The 17,824-nt window shown below is 42.3% G+C and carries 13 protein-coding genes; 9 read left to right on the top strand and 4 right to left on the bottom strand.

Annotated features, from left to right (window positions below; genetic code table 11):
- Positions 1-2: 2 nt before the first annotated feature.
- A complete protein-coding gene (locus BLP33_RS02270; RefSeq protein ID WP_090524468.1) occupies positions 3-1,535 on the top strand; it encodes an ATP-binding protein in 1,533 nt (510 codons plus the stop codon).
- A gap of 10 nt (positions 1,536-1,545) precedes the next feature.
- On the opposite strand, the gene BLP33_RS02265 is transcribed toward BLP33_RS02270, so the two are convergent.
- Positions 1,546-2,340 carry a hypothetical protein gene (locus BLP33_RS02265; protein WP_090524466.1) on the bottom strand — a complete coding sequence of 265 codons (795 nt, stop codon included), beginning with the start codon at positions 2,338-2,340 and terminating at the stop codon, positions 1,546-1,548.
- Between the two features lie 16 nt (positions 2,341-2,356).
- A complete protein-coding gene (locus BLP33_RS02260; protein WP_090524464.1) occupies positions 2,357-3,232 on the bottom strand; it encodes an SIMPL domain-containing protein in 876 nt (291 codons plus the stop codon).
- Between the two features lie 299 nt (positions 3,233-3,531).
- On the opposite strand from BLP33_RS02260, the gene BLP33_RS02255 reads away from it, so the two are divergent.
- From BLP33_RS02255 to BLP33_RS02240, 4 genes are all read left to right on the top strand, one after another.
- Positions 3,532-5,142 carry a CTP synthase gene (locus BLP33_RS02255; RefSeq protein ID WP_090526164.1) on the top strand — a complete coding sequence of 537 codons (1,611 nt, stop codon included), beginning with the start codon at positions 3,532-3,534 and terminating at the stop codon, positions 5,140-5,142.
- Between the two features lie 22 nt (positions 5,143-5,164).
- A complete protein-coding gene (gene yidC / locus BLP33_RS02250) occupies positions 5,165-7,012 on the top strand; it encodes a membrane protein insertase YidC (RefSeq protein WP_090524461.1) in 1,848 nt (615 codons plus the stop codon).
- 222 nt (positions 7,013-7,234) lie between these two features.
- Entirely contained in the window at positions 7,235-8,599 is a 1,365-nt protein-coding gene (locus tag BLP33_RS02245; protein WP_090524459.1) for an exonuclease domain-containing protein, read from the top strand.
- Between the two features lie 160 nt (positions 8,600-8,759).
- Positions 8,760-9,296: a pyridoxamine 5'-phosphate oxidase family protein gene (locus BLP33_RS02240; RefSeq protein ID WP_090524457.1), complete on the top strand. Its 537-nt coding sequence runs from the start codon at positions 8,760-8,762 to the stop codon at positions 9,294-9,296.
- Positions 9,297-9,390: 94 nt separating this feature from the next.
- Here BLP33_RS02240 and BLP33_RS02235 read toward each other — a convergent pair whose 3' ends face one another.
- Together BLP33_RS02235 and BLP33_RS02230 are read right to left on the bottom strand one after the other, a co-directional pair.
- Entirely contained in the window at positions 9,391-11,391 is a 2,001-nt protein-coding gene (locus tag BLP33_RS02235) for an alpha/beta hydrolase family protein (RefSeq protein ID WP_090524454.1), read from the bottom strand.
- A 39-nt stretch (positions 11,392-11,430) separates the two neighbouring features.
- Complete coding sequence (locus BLP33_RS02230; protein ID WP_090524452.1) at positions 11,431-13,404, bottom strand: alpha/beta hydrolase family protein; 1,974 nt, start codon at positions 13,402-13,404, stop codon at positions 11,431-11,433.
- A 181-nt stretch (positions 13,405-13,585) separates the two neighbouring features.
- On the opposite strand from BLP33_RS02230, the gene BLP33_RS02225 reads away from it, so the two are divergent.
- From BLP33_RS02225 to BLP33_RS02210, 4 genes are all read left to right on the top strand, one after another.
- Positions 13,586-14,734 carry an exo-alpha-sialidase gene (locus BLP33_RS02225; RefSeq protein ID WP_090524450.1) on the top strand — a complete coding sequence of 383 codons (1,149 nt, stop codon included), beginning with the start codon at positions 13,586-13,588 and terminating at the stop codon, positions 14,732-14,734.
- 146 nt (positions 14,735-14,880) lie between these two features.
- A complete protein-coding gene (locus tag BLP33_RS02220) occupies positions 14,881-15,537 on the top strand; it encodes a hypothetical protein (protein WP_090524448.1) in 657 nt (218 codons plus the stop codon).
- A 54-nt stretch (positions 15,538-15,591) separates the two neighbouring features.
- The gene (locus tag BLP33_RS02215; RefSeq protein WP_090524446.1) at positions 15,592-16,512 is read left to right on the top strand and encodes an ABC transporter ATP-binding protein; all 921 of its coding nucleotides are present in this window, start codon (positions 15,592-15,594) and stop codon (positions 16,510-16,512) included.
- Positions 16,505-17,758, top strand: a complete 1,254-nt coding sequence (locus BLP33_RS02210; protein ID WP_090524444.1) for an ABC transporter permease — start codon at positions 16,505-16,507, stop codon at positions 17,756-17,758. Before BLP33_RS02215 ends, BLP33_RS02210 begins: the two co-directional genes overlap by 8 nt.
- Positions 17,759-17,824: the final 66 nt, after the last annotated feature.

Raw genomic sequence — 17,824 nt, 5'->3', positions numbered from 1 at the left:
TTATGGAGTACCATCACTTATTGGATAAGCAGATAAAAAAATTGCTCCCCGAACAATGCCTGGAAGATGGCGCTATTTTGCAGTTTTTAGATGCAGTAAACAATAGCTTCAAAAACTTTGAAAAATCGATAAAGCTTGCAGACCATGCCTTTAATGTAAGTGAGCGTGAATATGTAACGGTTACTGATAACCTGCGGTTACAAAATGAGATCAAACAGCGCTCCATCTCACAATTGAAAGAAGCCATCAGGGCACTTAATCCCGATGTGGAGTTAAACATCTCCGACTCAGACGATGACCTGATCCATATCATCAGCTTTTTGCACGAGCGCATAGCTAAAGCCAAAGAACTGGAAGTTGCCCTGATCCACTCAAAAGAACTTGCCGAAAAAGCGGCCATGGCTAAGGCGCAATTCCTGAGTATTATGAGCCACGAAATCCGTACGCCAATGAACGCCGTTATTGGTTTTACTCACCTGCTCATACACCAGGACCCCAAGCCCGAGCAAATGGAATTTCTGAACTTCCTGAAGTTTTCGGCCGAAAATCTGCTGGTACTCATCAATGACATATTGGATTTCAGCAAGATAGAGGCTGGCGGAGTTGAGTTTGAAAGCGTTGACTTTAGTCTTACCGATCTGATCAAAAATATCCGTCTTGCCCTGCTGCAAAAGGCAAACGAAAAAAACATCCAGATAAAACTGATGATGGACCAGGATTTGCCCAATGCCATCATTGGTGATCCGGTGCGCCTGGGCCAGATCCTCACCAACCTGATGAGCAATGCTGTTAAATTTACCCATAAAGGAAGAGTAACGGTAACCGCATCGTTAGCAAGCAACACAACTGACTCATCAACCATTGATTTTGAGATATCCGATACCGGGATAGGTATAACGCCCGATAAAATTGATCATATTTTTGAAAGCTTTAACCAGGCCAGTTCAGATACAACCCGCAAATACGGCGGTACAGGCTTGGGTTTAACTATTACCAAACGCCTGCTGCAACTGCTTGGTAGTGACATTACCGTTGAAAGCGAATATGGCAAAGGCTCGGTATTTAATTTTACCCTTACCTTTAAAAACAGCAAAAAACAATTAAGCAGCACAGCCGATAGTGATGAGTTTTATCGCTTAAAAAGTCTTAAGGGTACAAGGCTGCTAATTGCCGAAGATAACCAGATCAATGTGATACTGGCCAAACAGTTCATGAAACAATGGGAAGTTGAATGTGATGTTGCCGAAAACGGCGAGATAGCCCTGATGCTGGTGCAAACCCATGACTATGACATGGTTTTGATGGATCTGCAAATGCCCGAAATGGATGGTTACCAGGCTACCCGCGCTATCCGTGAACTACCTGATGATAAGTACAAAAAATTGCCCATTATAGCCCTTACTGCATCTGCCATGCTTGATATCCAGGATATGGCCTTTACCGTAGGTATGAACGATTATGTAAGCAAGCCTTTTAATCCTAACGAGTTGCACCGTAAGATAGATATGTATAGCAGGCAAAGGGAGCGGGTTTAATATTTAAAGGTTAATCACCTGTAATTTTCGAGTCTTTGCTGCTCTCGCTTTTTTGTATAAAGCGATCGTTTTCAAACTGAAAAAATCCAGAAAACGTTGCTACCCAATTCTTATCACAGCAAATGCTATAATCAACCCGATATCTGTATTGGAGCTTATTGGTTTTAGGGTCGAACCTTAAAAGTATGCTGTCTGCAGGGTTATAAATATGATCATCATCAGTTAACTGTTCAAGTATAAGGCTACCGTCAGGTTCCTGTTTATCCGCGTTGGTCCCGCCCGCGGGATACTTGTAATTAAATGGGTAATAAACTAACTTTCCTTTAACAAGGGCTATTACCGTAGCTTTGCGATAATCATAAAATATAGTTCCTCCGCAGGTTACCTCTCGTTGAATAATCAGGTATTTATTCGCCCCAAGCTTAAAAATACGTTCAACAGGGCTTATCACAATGTTTTGTATTGCCTGTGCCGAATGTATAAACGCTGTATAGATACAGTTGATATGGCCGCCTACCATCTCGCCCTTTAAAACAAAGATCTTAAACCTGCCATCGGGCGAATAAGTAACTGCGCCTTCGGTATATCGATCACGGCTTCCTTCAATCAGGTTATCGATCCTTGCTTTTGTTAATTGGCTTTTATTGCCCTCATAGCCATCAACAACCAGTTGCTTATTAAGCTGGTAAAGATAGTTGTTAATTATTTTTTGATCGGTGTTTTTTTTATTGGGCGAGACCGTGTGCTGAGCATATAATTCAGCGCACATCAGGATTGCAATTACAAACGAGAACATCGGTTTCATTTAGGGAGATAGTTTATCAGTTAACTTTTTTTATCTGAAACTTGATCTGCAGCGTTAGTGCAAACTCAATGGCGGGTTCTGTAATAACCGGATTTACTATTTTATCAATTCCGCTGTAATTTATCTTTTCGTAATAAGCTGTTACGGTATTATTAAGGTCTTTTTTGACAAACCTGTCATACTGCGACGAAACCGAGCCACTATTATTGGCCATATAAGTTTTGTAAAGTTGCGTTGGATAATAACTTGAATAATCTTCAGCGTAAATTTGAGATACAGATAGCAGTTGAGCGTTTGTTGCCTGCACATATAATTCCTTTTTATGATTAATTACCTCGGTTGCGAGCTTGAATAGCCGGTCGTTTATCTGCTCAATATCCTTAGCGATATAATCAATCTTAACAATATCATAGATCTGAAAACCCGAAGCAAAAATCATCAATTTATCGAGAAGACCGATATTAGAAAGTTTTACTGTAATGTTCTTTTTTATCTCGAATCCTTTTAAGTACTGCTCTGCACGATTATCTTTCACATGGTAATCCAATACTTTATTCTGACCTATCAAATCAACATAAATCTCATTTGGTTTAATATTTAAACCGGCCAATTTGCCAATAAACCCGGCAGTACGCTTATTGATCTGTTCATTACATTTTTCGACAGATGCTGCAGAATCTGACACGGCGAAAGTTACAGCGTAATCATTGGCTATAACGTTCATAAGTACATTGGCTTCAATAATAAAAGTAGAATCGGTTAAGAAGAGCTTTTTACCCGATGGTCTGATCCTAATGCTTGAGTTATCGCCATAAACCACATTTCCGCTATGTTGCGCGTACAGTTTATCGACAAAAAAGAACAGCAGGATAATTGTGATATAGTATCTCATTTGAAGAGGTTTTAAGTTGTTACAGATAGACGGCTAACTACAATCAAGGTTTAAAACAATAACACAATTAGTTTACCCTACTGAAAATATTTTCTATTGCAGGATTACTATGCTCTATTACATAATTCAAGGAACTGCAATATAAGAACCTGTAATATAAATAGTTCCGTTTGCATTATTTTAACAGTTCCCTTTTTTTAAAAACAGATGCGCCGAAGCGTGAAAATTTTCGTACTTTTGTATCCCGTACAGAAACAATTGGCCGCGGTATAAAAGCCCGGTCATTTTCAAAAAAAATCATGACTAAATATATTTTTGTTACGGGCGGTGTTACCTCATCGTTAGGAAAAGGTATAATCTCTGCTTCTTTAGCCAAACTCCTTCAATCGCGCGGTTACCGCGTAACCATCCAAAAGTTTGATCCTTATATCAATATTGATCCGGGAACGCTTAACCCTTATGAGCACGGCGAATGCTATGTTACCGAAGATGGTGCCGAAACCGATCTTGATCTTGGCCACTACGAGCGTTTCCTGAACACTCCTACCTCAAAAGCCAATAACATTACTACCGGCCGCATTTATCAAAATGTAATTAATAAAGAACGTGAAGGAGCTTTTTTAGGAAAAACTGTACAGGTAGTGCCCCACATTACCGATGAAATAAAAAGAAACTTCCGCATATTGGGCGAAAGCGGTGATTACGATATCGTGATCACCGAGCTTGGCGGTACTGTAGGCGATATTGAATCATTACCATATATTGAGGCTGTAAGGCAATTCCGCTGGGAAATTGGATCGGCTAACTCTTTAGTTATCCATCTTACACTGGTACCATTCCTTGCAGCAGCAGGCGAATTAAAAACCAAACCTACGCAGCACTCGGTAAAAATGTTATTAGAGTATGGTATCCAGCCCGATATCCTGGTTTGCCGTACCGAACACCACCTTACCAACGATATCCGCAAAAAAATAGCGCTGTTTTGTAACGTGAATATCAATGCTGTTATTGAGTCGATTGACGCACCAAGTATTTACGATGTACCCCTGTTAATGCTGAAAGAACAGCTTGACAAAACCGTATTGACTAAATTAAAACTTCCGCACAAAAACGAGCCAAACCTCGAAAACTGGAAAGAATTTCTTGGCCGCCTGAAAAACCCGACTGCCGATGTACGTATTGCGCTGGTTGGTAAATATGTGGAGCTGCCGGATGCTTATAAATCTATTACCGAAGCCTTTATCCATGCAGGTGCTAAACAGGAATGTAAAGTGCGGATTGAATATATCCCTTCGGAACAGCTTACGCCCGAAAACGCTGTTGAAAAATTAAAGGGCATGCACGGCGTACTGGTTGCCCCAGGATTTGGCGAGCGTGGTTTTGAAGGTAAGATCCAGGCTATCCGCCATGTGCGTGAAAATAATATCCCTTTCTTTGGTATCTGTTTAGGTATGCAATGTGCGGTAGTTGAGTTTGGCCGTAATGTATTAGGATTTGAGAATGCCAACAGTACCGAAATGAACCCCGAAACCCCTTACCCGGTTATCGGCATGATGGAAGATCAGAAAAATATCACCAACAAAGGCGGTACCATGCGTTTAGGCGCTTATCCCTGCGATATTAAAAAAGGCACTAAAGCGGCGGCTATTTACGGAAAAAACCATATTTCGGAAAGGCACCGTCACCGTTATGAGTTTAATAACGAGTACCTTAAGCAATATGAGGCTGCGGGCCTTACCCCATCTGGCATTAATCCTGACAATGGCCTGGTGGAGATTGTAGAGCTTAAAAACCACCCGTTTTTTGTCGGTTCGCAATTTCACCCCGAATTAAAATCAACAGTTGCTAATCCGCACCCACTTTTTATTAACTTTGTCGCCGCTTCGCTGGCTTATGCCCGCAAAAAATAAGTAATTGTACGATAATTAGATAATGGATAAAAATACGTTTACAGGATTATTCCTGATCATGGCGATCATTGCCGGCTCGATATACTTTTTAAAGCCATCGGAAGCCGACCTTAAAAAAGAGCGCGAGGTACAGCACCAGGATTCGCTGAAAAAAGCTGGTGCCGCTGTAGCTGCCGCTGCTGCCAAAACCACAGCTAAGTTTGATACCGCCAAAACAGCCAAAGTTGATTCGGCCTTGTTAAAAATGCCTTTTGGCGCCGCATCTGTTGGTAAAGAAGAGTTTGTTACCATTGGTAATAAAGAGTTGCTTATTAAATTAAGCACCCATGGAGGCAAAGTCGCTTCCGTTGAGTTAAAAAACTACAAAACTTTTGATAAGAAGCCCCTGGTGCTTTTCAGCGGCAACAATAACCAATTTGGATTGAAGTTTGCTGCCGGTGTTGCCAATATCAACACCAACAATTACTATTTTACCCCAAGTGCAAAAGAACTTAACATAGCCGAAAAAGATTCCGGTTCGGTTACTATGCGTTTAAGCTATAGCCCTACCCAATATATTGATTATATATACAGCTTAAAAGGTGATGGTTTTAAACTTGGGCTAACCATTAAGCCTACCGGCCTTGACGGCGTTATTGCCAACAGCAGCACCATTAACCTTAACTGGGCCACCAGCCTGCGCAAACAGGAAAAAGACATCAAAATGGAGCGTCAGTATTCAACGGTGTACTATTACAATACCGATGGGGATGCTGATTACTTGAGCGAAGGCAAAGACGACCAAAAAAGCATCAGCGATAAAAAAATGGCCTGGGTTGCTTTTAAACAACACTTCTTTTCAAATGTGCTGATAGCCAAAGGCGGCATTACCAAAACAGATATTGCTGTTGCTACTGATTTTAATGATACCACCGATGTAAAACAAATGAAAGCCGACCTGTCGCTTACCCGCGGCACTGATGGTTCTTTACCGTTGGAGTTTTACTTTGGACCCAACCGTTTTAATACGCTTAAAGACCAGGGGCACGACCTTGATAAACTGGTTAATCTGGGTTGGGGACCATTAAAATATATCAACCGTTTTGCGGTATTGCCTGTATTTAACTTCCTTAACAAGTTTAACTGGAACTATGGTTTGATTATCCTGGTATTGACTGTATTGCTTAAGCTGGTATTATCACCGCTTACTTACAAATCATACCTTTCAATGGCCAAAATGCGTGTGCTGAAGCCCGAAATGGATGAGATCAAAGCTAAAGTTGGTGAGGATAACCCTACATTGCTGCAACAGGAGTACCTGAAGCTTTACAAAAAAGCAGGTGTTAACCCGTTGGGCGGCTGTTTACCATTGCTCATCCAGATGCCGATAGTTATCGCGTTCTTCCGCTTTTTCCCAAGCCTATTTGAGCTAAGGGGCGAAAGCTTCCTGTGGATGCATGACCTTTCAACTTATGATTCGGTTATTAAATTTGCTCCGATAGCTTTTCTTGGCGGTGTTAACCACATTAGCTTAATGTGTTTACTGATGACCATTTCAACGTTGATCTATACTTATTTCAACAACCAGATCTCCGGTGCTACAGGGCAAATGAAATACATTGGCTACATCACTCCGCTGGTATTCCTTTTCACGCTGAACAGCTACCCTGCCGGTTTGAACTATTATTACTTTTTGGCCAACATGTTCACCTTTTTACAGCAATACCTGATCAAATTCATGGTTGATGATAAAAAGATCCATGCCCAGATCCAGGAAAACAAAAAGAAACCTGAAGATACTAAAAAGAAAAAATCAGGCTTTGGTGCCAAAATGGAGGAGATGATGCGCCAGCAACAACAGATACAGGCTAATAAAAATAAGAAGTCTTAAGTCTTTAGTCGGAAGTCCACAGTCGGAAAGTCCGAAAGATATTTAGGCCCCTGGGAAAGTTTCTCAGGGGCTTTTTCTTTTGCCTTATTTCTGTTTTTATAAGCTGGGCAATCCCTCTTAAACAAAAAACTTTCCGACTTGCGGACTGCAGACTTTCCGACTTCCCGACTTTTTTAAACAACACTAAAATAATTAGCAAATTTATATTACATTTGAAATATCATGTATGCAATTGTCGATATAGAAACTACAGGGGGGCATGCCAGCGCTAATGGTATCACCGAAATAGCAATATGCATACATGATGGAAAAAAAGTAGTGAAGCGGTTTGAAACGCTTGTTAATCCGCAGCGTGAAATCCCTATTTACATCAGCGCCTTAACAGGCATTACCAACGAGATGGTAAAGGATGCCCCCCCTTTTGAGGATGTGGCAGCTGATATTTACCACCTCATTCACGGTAAAATCTTTGTAGCGCACAATGTAAATTTTGATTTTTCTTTTGTTCGATATCACCTCGCCGCTGCCGGGTACGATCTGCAAACCAATAAGCTTTGCACTGTAAGGCTTGGCCGAAAGATATTGCCGGGATTACCCTCATACAGTCTGGGCAGGCTATGCAAACATCTGGGTATCGATAATCAAAACCGCCACAGGGCTATGGGCGATGCCGAAGCTACAGCCGAACTGTTTACCCTGCTGCTGAACAGTGATACCGATAATCACATTAAACAATCGCTTAAGCAAGGTTCAAAAGATCAGGTGCTGCCACCCAACCTATCCAAAAAAGACATTGACCAGTTGCCGTATACACCGGGCGTATATTACTTTCATGATCAAAAAGGCAAAGTGATATATGTAGGTAAAGCCAAAAACGTTAAAAAAAGGGTAAGCAGCCACTTTACAGGCAACAACCCCGGCTTTCAGCGCCAGGAATTTTTACGCAATATATACCAGATCAGCTATCAGGTTTGCGGCACCGAGCTCATCGCCTTTGTGTTGGAAGCTATTGAGATCAAACGCTTATGGCCCAAATATAATCGCTCGTTAAAACGCTTTGAAAATGCTTTCTGTCTTTACGCTTTTGAAGATCAACGCGGGTATATTCGCCTGGCAGTTGATAAATACCGCAAATACAGCGACCCGATATATACCTGCAATTCCCTGCTTGACGGGTATAACCTGCTCAACAAACTGATAGAAGCATTTGACCTGTGCCCTAAGCTTTGTTTTATACAAAAAAACAATGAGCCCTGCGTCAGTGCAGCAGGAAGTACCTGTGCCTGCGAAGGTGTTGAACCTCCCGACAGTTATAACGAAAAGGTTAACAATGCCATCGATCAGCTTAAGCAAGCTTTACCAACGTACGCTATCAGGGATGAGGGCCGTACCGGCGACGAACATAGCTGTATTTTGGTGGAGAAAGGCCAGTTTTATGGTATGGGCTATATCTCCCATTATTTTGATGCCAATAACATACAGCAACTCAAAAGCTATCTCACACCTTACCCGGGGAATGACTATATCAAAAATATTGTAGCAACTTATGCTTCAAAATATCCGGACAGGATGGTGGTGTTTGGGTAATGATCAATATTAACTTACGAAGTTTTAAAAACTTCGTAAGTTAGACCACCACTCAAACCACCATTTATAACTAAATAATTATCTATTAAGTTAAATAAATCCACACAATTGAGTTTTTGATTGGTTACTCTTATAACATTTACCAACAAAACTTGAAATAATGGATAGTATCAATCAACAACAGCCTGAGGATAATATGAGGGACTTGAATGGACCTGAAGCCTTGGCCAAGATCAAAGAACTTGCCGAAAGCGCAAAAAGCTGCTTCTTTGTGAGCAGTCTTAAAACAGGCGTACCTGCTTCAGTGAGGCCAATGTCGGCACAGAAAATTGATGATGAGGGCAACTTCTGGTTTCTGAGTGCTAATGACAGCCATAAAAATGAGGAGTTAGCTAAAGATCCCTTTGTCCATCTGCTTTTCCAGGGTTCCGGATATTCTGACTTTTTAAACCTTTATGGGATAGCCACCATTACCGAAGATAAAGAAAAGATCAAAGAACTATGGGAACCGACACTCAAAGTGTGGTTTACCGAAGGTGTCGACGATCCGCGCATCAGCGTTATTAAAGTTGAACCAACCGAAGGCTATTACTGGGATAATAAACATGGCAATGCCGTCGCCTTTGTAAAACGCCTTGCCGGTGCAGCTGTCGGCAAAACTATTGATGATTCGGTTGAAGGAAAGCTGGTTGTCTGAAATCAGAATTTTCAGAATTATTGAATTGACAGAATAAAAAAAAGCGGCTTAGGTATAATTATCTAAGCCGCTCTTGCTCCTAAGTCTTGCTTTATCAAAAAGCTCCCGCTTTAGGGGATTGGGGGGCCAAATATTTATCAAACCATTCAATATAGCGCTTCAGTCGGTCAACCTGGTAGCTTGGTACGGTAATACCGTGATACTGGCCGGGATAAAGTACCAATTGGGTTGGTACTCCTTGTGACCGTAGCGCTTCATACATTTGCTCCCCTCCTCCCGTTGGCACATTAAAATCTTTTAGGCCAGACATGAATTGCGTTGGGGTTTTTATTTTATCAGCATGGAAAAATGGATACGATAATTTGATGTATTTATCAGCATTTTTCCATGGTGCGCCAAGTTCATTATCATATTGTACTACCCATTGATCTGATCCATAAATGGCTAACTGTAAGGCACTGCCAGCCCCGCTTGATGCTGCTTTAAAGCGGGGATCAGTAGCTATGGTATAATCGGTAAGGATGCCTCCGTAACTCCAACCGCCAATTCCCAGGCGGTCTTTATCGGCTATGCCAAGTTTAACCAGTTCATCTACAGCACCCAGTAAGTCTTTCACTTCCTTATTGCCCCAATCGGCATAAATAGCTTTGGTGTATTCGATGCCGCGCCCGGTACTGCCGCGGTAATTTACAGCGGCTACAGCATAACCGGCGCAGGCCAGTGTTTGCCTGATCTCATCAAACTCAAACTCGTCCTGATCGGTAGGGCCACCGTGAATGTAAAGAATGAAAGGCATTTTCTTAGTAATTACGCTATCGGGCGTAAAAAGTATCCCCGAAACCAGTGTGCCATCGCTGCTGAACGACTGGAAACCTTTCACATAGGCCAGCTTAACTTCGTTCAGCCACTTTTCCTGGTGAAAAGTTAAACGGCGGATTTTTCCGTTTTCAATCGCCACCAGCTCATGCGGCATGTATGGCGTGGTCATCTTCCCTACCCATACACCTAACGAATGGCTCATTATATCAGCAAAACTGCATTGGTTCCCTTTATACACCAATACCGATTTACGGGTAAGCAGGTTATACCTGTTGATATAACGGACTCTGTCGCTGTGTACCAGGTATTCCAGGTCTTTGCTGTCCCGGCTCCATGCAATATTGCTAACAGGCCTGTCCAATTGATCCGTTAACGGGCGATTATTTTTCCCGTCGGCATCCATCAGATATAAAACATCGTGCTGATAGATGAAATAATCTGCATCGCTTGTTGAACGGAGGTAAGCAATACGCTTGCCGTCCGGGCTCCAAAGGGGATTGATATCATGGCCGGTAAAAGTGGTAAGCTGTTGCGGCTCGGTACCGGGTTTAGCTTCTATCGTAAAGATGTCTGTATTTTCATTCCGATCCGGATCGGCCGTATGATTACTTACGTAGGCAATCGTTTTTCCGTCGGGGCTCCACTGCGGGGAACTATCGTCCATATTACCGCTGGTCAGGGTATCCAGCTTTTTTGCGGCCACATCATACAAATACAAATGCGAATGCCGGTGTTGCAGATACCCTTCAATATCCTGCTTAAAATGGTAACGGTCTATTTTTATAGGAGGCGTGGTTTTAGGAGCTTCCTTTCCTTTGTTTTCGGGATCTTTAATGATCAATGCCAGCCTTTTGCTATCCGGCGACCAAACATACTCTTCAAGTTCACCTTTAATATCGGTAAGTTTATGCCCCTCGCCGCCACGCCTGTCCATCATCCAAACCTGCCCGCCATTTTTCGAATCTTTTTCGGACAGATAAGAAATAAACTTACCATCAGGGGTCCATTTAGGAGTAGATGCCGGCTCATCGCCATAAGTAAGCTGAATAGATTGCTTGCCGTCAAAACTCTGCATCCACAAGTGCGATACACGCTTATCCTTAGCTGTATCCACCTCTGATAATTCGTAAACCACCCATTTACCATCCGGAGAAAGCTGCGGCGCCATCAGCGTTGGCTGTTTATACAGATCGGTAGGTTTAAGCGGCTTTTTCACAGTTTGGGCAATCAAAGGCAAAGAAGCCAATCCGCCTAAAATCAACAGGACATATTTCATAAAACACGATAAAAAAACCGTTTCGAGGGCATAAAAATATTATTTTTTTAAATACTTATCATACCATTCCACATAGCGCTGCAACCTATCAACCTGGTAACTTGGCTTAGTAAGCCCATGAAATTGATTAGGATACAATATCAGTTCGGTTGGAATGCCTTGGGTTCTCAATGCCTCGTACATTTGCTCACTGCCGATGGTCGGCACATTAAAGTCCTTCAGGCCCGACATAAACAATACCGGGGTTGTTATTTTATCAGCATGAAAAAACGGGTACGAAATCTGGATCCATTTATCAGCATTTTTCCACGGTACGCCTATTTCGTTTTCGTACTGTAACACATATTGGTCGCTACCATAAACCGAAAGCTGCAGCGCACTGCCAGCTCCGCTTGCTGCTGCTTTAAAGCGGGTATCGGAGGCTATCGTATAGTCGGTAAGGATGCCGCCATAACTCCAGCCACCTATGCCCAGCTTATCAGGATCGGCGATGCCTAATTTCTCGAGTTGATCGACCGCTCCAAGCAAATCTTTTACCTCCTTATTGCCCCAATCAGCATAAATGGCTTTACAATAATCCAGCCCTCGGCCATTACTGCCCCTGTAGTTCACAGCAGCTACAGCATAACCGGCAGCAGCCAGCGTTTGCCTTGTAGCATCAAAACCAAATTCATCCTGTCCTACGGGCCCACCATGAATAAACAGGATCAACGGATATTTTTTATTGGGAACGCTATCGGGCGTTAAAATAATACCAGACACTTTTGTACCATCAACACTGGTTGATTCAAAACCTTTGACATAAGCCAGCTGTACAGTGTTTAACCAGGCCTGATGGTGGAAAGTTAACCTGCGAAGTTTCTTATCTTCCAAAGCGAATAATTCTGCAGGGGTGTACGGGTCGGTTTTTTGTACTACCCAGTTGCCTGAAAGATTGGTGTTTATATCGTTGAAAACATAATCACCCTTATTAATCGGTGTGATTTTGCCACTGTTGATATTGATATTGGCCAAATAGCGGGTACGATCGTCCGTTACGATAAATACGATGTTCTTACTGTCTTTGGCCCAGGTTTGTGCGCCGGCGGGGCGGTCAAGCTGTAGCGTAAGCGGTTTGTTATTTTGTCCCACAACATCCATTATGCAAACCACATTTTGATCGTACATCATATAATCAGCATCGCTGGTTGAGCGCAGGTAGGAAATATACCTGCCATCGGGGCTCCATTGCGGGTTACCGTCCCTCCCCCTCCAGGTGGTTAACTGCAACATACTGGCGCCTGGCCGGGCATCAATGGTAAAAATATCGGTATTTTGATTTTTATCAGGATCGGCACTGCGGTTACTCACAAATGCAATAGTCTTACTATCTGGCGACCATGCCGGCGAACTTTCATCTTTATCGCCCCTGGTTAATGTATCCAGCTTTTTTGTGGTTACATCAATTAAATACAGGTGGTTATGCAAGTGCTGAAGATATCCTACTATATCCTGTTTAAAATGATAACGGTCAATAACTATGGGCTTGGGGGTTTTAGGTTCTTCTTTGCCTTTATTTTCGGGGTCACCTATCACCATCACCAAACGCTTGCCATCAGGGCTCCAGGCGTAGTCGCTCAAATCACCTTTAATATTGGTCAGTTTTACACCTTCCCCACCCCGGCGATCGATGAGCCAAACCTGTGAGCCTGTTTTTGAATCGCGCGAGGAAAGGAATGATAAATACTTACCATCCGGGCTCCAGCGCGGCGATGAGGCAGCCTCCTCACCATGGGTCAGTTCGATAGACTCTTTGCCATCAAAACTCTGCATCCACAGGTGTGATACACGGCGGTCTTTTGCAGTATCAACTTCAGAAACGCTATAAGCCACCCACTTGCCATCGGGCGATAACTGGGGATCGCTTACCGTTGGGATCCGATAAACATCAGCAGGTTTTAAAGCTTTTTTCTGTTGGGCAGATACATTAACGGCGGCAGAAAGCGTAAGTATAAGGATTAAGGCTAGCTTCATAAATGATGTATGTTGATAGAGCCTGTAATTTAGTAAAAGAACCTTGATTTATGGGATAAAAGGATTGCCACGATTTTGTTATAAAATTTTCGCATATTAATAACGATGATTTTCTGGACAAACAAACGCGGACACCTCAACTCCACTTTCACTTACCGGATAATTTGCGTTAATTAGGATCATGTCTGCAAAATTCAAGCTCCTTTTTGTTACCTGCCTTTTTTTATCCGTTCTTAATACCCATGCTCAAACCCCGGCTATTCGCAACAATTACCAAACCGAAGCCGGAGTGCCAAAGCTAACCATCGAACGATCAATGATCTACTCGCCGGATAAAGAATGGCTCTATAACCATCATGCATCTATCATTCATTTTAAAAACCGCTTTGTGGCAATATGGAGCAACGGAATGATCGATGAGGACTCGCCGGGGCAAAGGGTGGTTTACGCCACTTCTAAAGATTTTAAACACTGGTCGACATTAAAAACATTAGCCACTCCGGGCAAAATCAACGATACCCTCACGGTGCTCACTGCCGCCGGGCTTTATCAATATAAAGGGACCTTAGTAGCCTATTACGGCGACTATGACAAGCATCGCAATAACACCCACTTGTGGGCCAAAACCAGCACCGACGGTGAGCATTGGAGCGAACCGCTTGATATGCATTTGCCTGTTGTACCAAACCACGGTCCGGAGGTTACCAATAGCGGCAGGCTGATCATCAGTGGTAATTTCACTTTCCCTTACACAGATGATCCCCGCGGACTTTCGGGCTGGAAGCTAAGCAGTTTTTATCCTGATTCGCTTTACAAGCAGGATAACCCTGCCATGTTTTATGCCCCAGCTGCAAAATCAGGTTTACCGCCGCTTTGCGAAGGATCTTTTTTTGAAACGGATGACAAGATCCTGCACATGCTGCTTAGGGTAACCGGCAAAGGCTGGAAAGGCCATTTATGGCTCACTGAAAGCAGGGATAACGGCAGCAGTTGGTCGCGCCCGGCGGAAGCTCCATTTTCGGACAATGACAGTAAATTTCATTTCGGTCGGTTACCGGATAAGCGATTTTATTATGTTGGTATTCCTGATACATTGCACCATTATGATCGTAACCCACTAGTGTTATCCCTTTCTTCCGATGGCAAATCATTCGACAAAAACTATATCATAGCCGATGAGCTTTATCATCTTAAAAAGGAAGGTTTGTGGAAAGGCGGGCAATATGGTTACCCGCATACCATCATTTACAATGGCTATATGTATGTAATTATTTCGAGGCAAAAGGAAGCTATTGAAACGCTGAGGTTTAGCTTGAAGCAACTGAAATAAATCAAGCACCTACTTTATTAAATAACGGCGTATTTTGTATCAAAACAATAACGCCTTTTTTTATTTCAATAAACAGCCTTGCCTTATTATCTTTAGGCTGATTATTATGCCGTTTACTTTAAATATAATATAAACCTACCCTGCTCATGAAACCAACCCGTGATACTGCCTATCTTACCATTGCCACATCAGTAATAAGTGCTTTGGTATTATTGCTAATGCAGGCCATGCAAACCATTTCATTTACAATTCCGGAAAGTGTCCGGCATTTATTCTCATTTATTCCGGTCATCTGTTTTGCGTGGCTGACGATATTTGTGATAAGTATTTTAAAATATACCAATGAAAAACCTTTTATAGTGAACGTGTTCATCATTTACACGATCTATAGTGTGGTATGGGGCTTAGTTAGTGCGGCTATCGGCATTTTTCAAGTCAATGTACAATCATTAATCATCTTTTACCAGGTAAGCGGTGCCATCAATTTCCTGATAATAATATGCCTCGTGATCATGACTTTTTTGCTACGCCCAACAGAATTTAGGCTGCCATTACGGCTTTTTGCCCTGGGCGAGCTATTTATCCAGGTATTTTACATAGTTGTACCGTTAGTATTTACATTCATCGGAAATTCCAGTTATATTTTTTACATTCGATATCTCGGACTTGTATATCTGATAATTCCTGCTATTGGAATCTACATAGCAGTAACAGCCTTAAATGTTATCAATAACCGGCAATGGCAAAAACCGTTCTATGAAATGGACAACCCCAACCAACCATATGATAAACCGGAGCTGTAACTTTTATTGGTTAACTCCATCTAACAAGCAAAACAGATACATAAACCTTAATAAATGCTAAGTATCCGCAATATTGTTAAACAATACGCCGGTCACCGTGCACTCAGTGATGTAAGTTTGGAAGTTGAAAGCGGACAGATTTTTGGCCTGCTTGGCCCTAACGGCGCCGGTAAAACATCCCTTATCCGTATAGTTAATCAAATTACTGCTCCCGACTCGGGCGAGATTTATTTTAACGGCGAAAAACTTAACCAGTCGCACATTGAACGTATTGGCTACCTGCCCGAAGAGCGTGGCCTTTATAAAAAAATGGAGATCGGTGAGCAGATGATCTACCTGGCCCGGTTAAAAGGCTTAAGCCGCGCCGAAGCGCAAAAACGCCTTAAATTTTGGTTTGAGAAGCTGGGAATGGAAACCTGGTGGAAAAAGAAAATAGAAGAGCTTTCAAAGGGCATGCAGCAAAAAGCCCAGTTTGTGGCAACTGTACTACATGAGCCCGACCTGATCATTTTAGATGAACCTTTCAGCGGCTTTGACCCTGTAAATGCCGAACTGATTAAAGATGAAATACTGGAGCTAAATAAAAAAGGCGCTACTATTTTATTTTCTACCCACCGTATGGAATCGGTTGAGGAGCTTTGTAATGCCATCGCCCTCATCCATAAATCGCACAAGATATTGGATGGCAAGGTTAAACACATCCGCAACTCATACCGTAACGAAACCTACCTTATTGAGTATGCCGGTGAACGTATTGTATTTGATGACAGCCAGCCATTTGAAATAATGAGCGAAGTTATTGCCGATGATGACAGTCACAATATCAAAATAAAACTAAAGGAAGGGCATAATTCCAATGATGTGCTTCAATACTTAATTCCTAAAGCGCGGGTAAATATGCTGCAGGAGGTTATTCCGAGCATGCACGAAATTTTTATTGAAAAAGTAAACCTAAATTCCACCGGCCATGAATAAAGTATTACTCATTATACAACGCGAGTACCTTACCCGTGTACGAAAAAAATCATTTATCATCATGATATTCGTAGTACCGCTGCTGATCCTGGCCATGGGATTCGTTGTTACCATGGTAGCTAAAGACAGCGATAAATTATCATCCTTACAAACGGTTAACGTGATTGATAAAAGCGGCGACTTCGCCAATAAGTTCCATGATGTAACTAATGTAAAGTTCACCTATGCCCTCACTGATCTTAAATCGTCAAAGCAATTATTAAAGGACAGCGAAGGCATCTCTATTTTATATATCCCTGCAAACTATACGCAAAGGGATTCGGTGCAGATCTTCTCAAAAAAGAAAGCTTCTATTCCCCTCTCCGAGGAAATTGAAAAGCAGATGAGCGATATTGCTTTTTCAAATAACCTCATCCGGCACCATATTGATACAGCCCTTTTACGCAGCATAAAAAGAACTAACATATCATTAAACGCCATTGAAATTTCTGACAAGGGCGATAAAAACGCCAATATCGGGCCCAATATTTTAATTGGTATTGCCTGCGCTATCCTCATTTATATATCCCTGTTTATATACGGCGGACAAGTAATGCGCGGGGTAATTGAGGAAAAAACCAATCGTATTATCGAGGTGGTCATATCATCAGTAAAGCCGTTTCAATTGATGTTGGGCAAGATCATTGGTGTTGGTTTAGTTGGCTTAACCCAATTTGGTGCCTGGATAATTTTATCCGTAATATCTACTAAAATAGCTGGCCACGCGCTTAACTCTCCAACCAGTCCTATGATAAATGCGCTTGCGGTGTTACAAACGATTCCGTTCGGGTATATCATGGGCTGCTTTATATTTTACTTTTTAAGCGGATATCTTTTATACGCTGCCCTGTTTGCTGCCGTAGGCTCGGCAGTTGACAGCGAAACCGAAACCCAGCAGTTTATGTTTCCTATTACCATGCCCTTACTATTCACTTATATTTTGTCGGTATCGGTATTATTCCGTGCACCGGACAGCCCCCTGGCGGTATGGCTTTCCATGATACCCTTTACAGCCCCCGTTGCCATGATGGTACGGATCCCGTTTGATCCACCGCCCTGGCAGGTTGCTTTATCGATGAGCTTAATGGTAATAGGCTTCTTATTTACTACCTATGTTGCGGCGCGGATTTATCGTGTTGGCGTACTGATGTACGGCAAAAAAGCAAGCTATAAAGAACTGGCTAAGTGGTTCTTTTATAAAGAATAGTTTTTATTTCGGATATCGGATGTTCGATTTCGGATTTACAGAATAAAATCCCCGGGAATGATAAAC

The organism is Mucilaginibacter sp. NFR10, from assembly GCF_900100445.1.
GTDB lineage: Bacteria > Bacteroidota > Bacteroidia > Sphingobacteriales > Sphingobacteriaceae > Mucilaginibacter > Mucilaginibacter rubeus.
The sequence above is the reverse complement of the archived record's forward strand: the minus strand, read 5'-3'. Positions and strand labels throughout refer to the sequence as shown.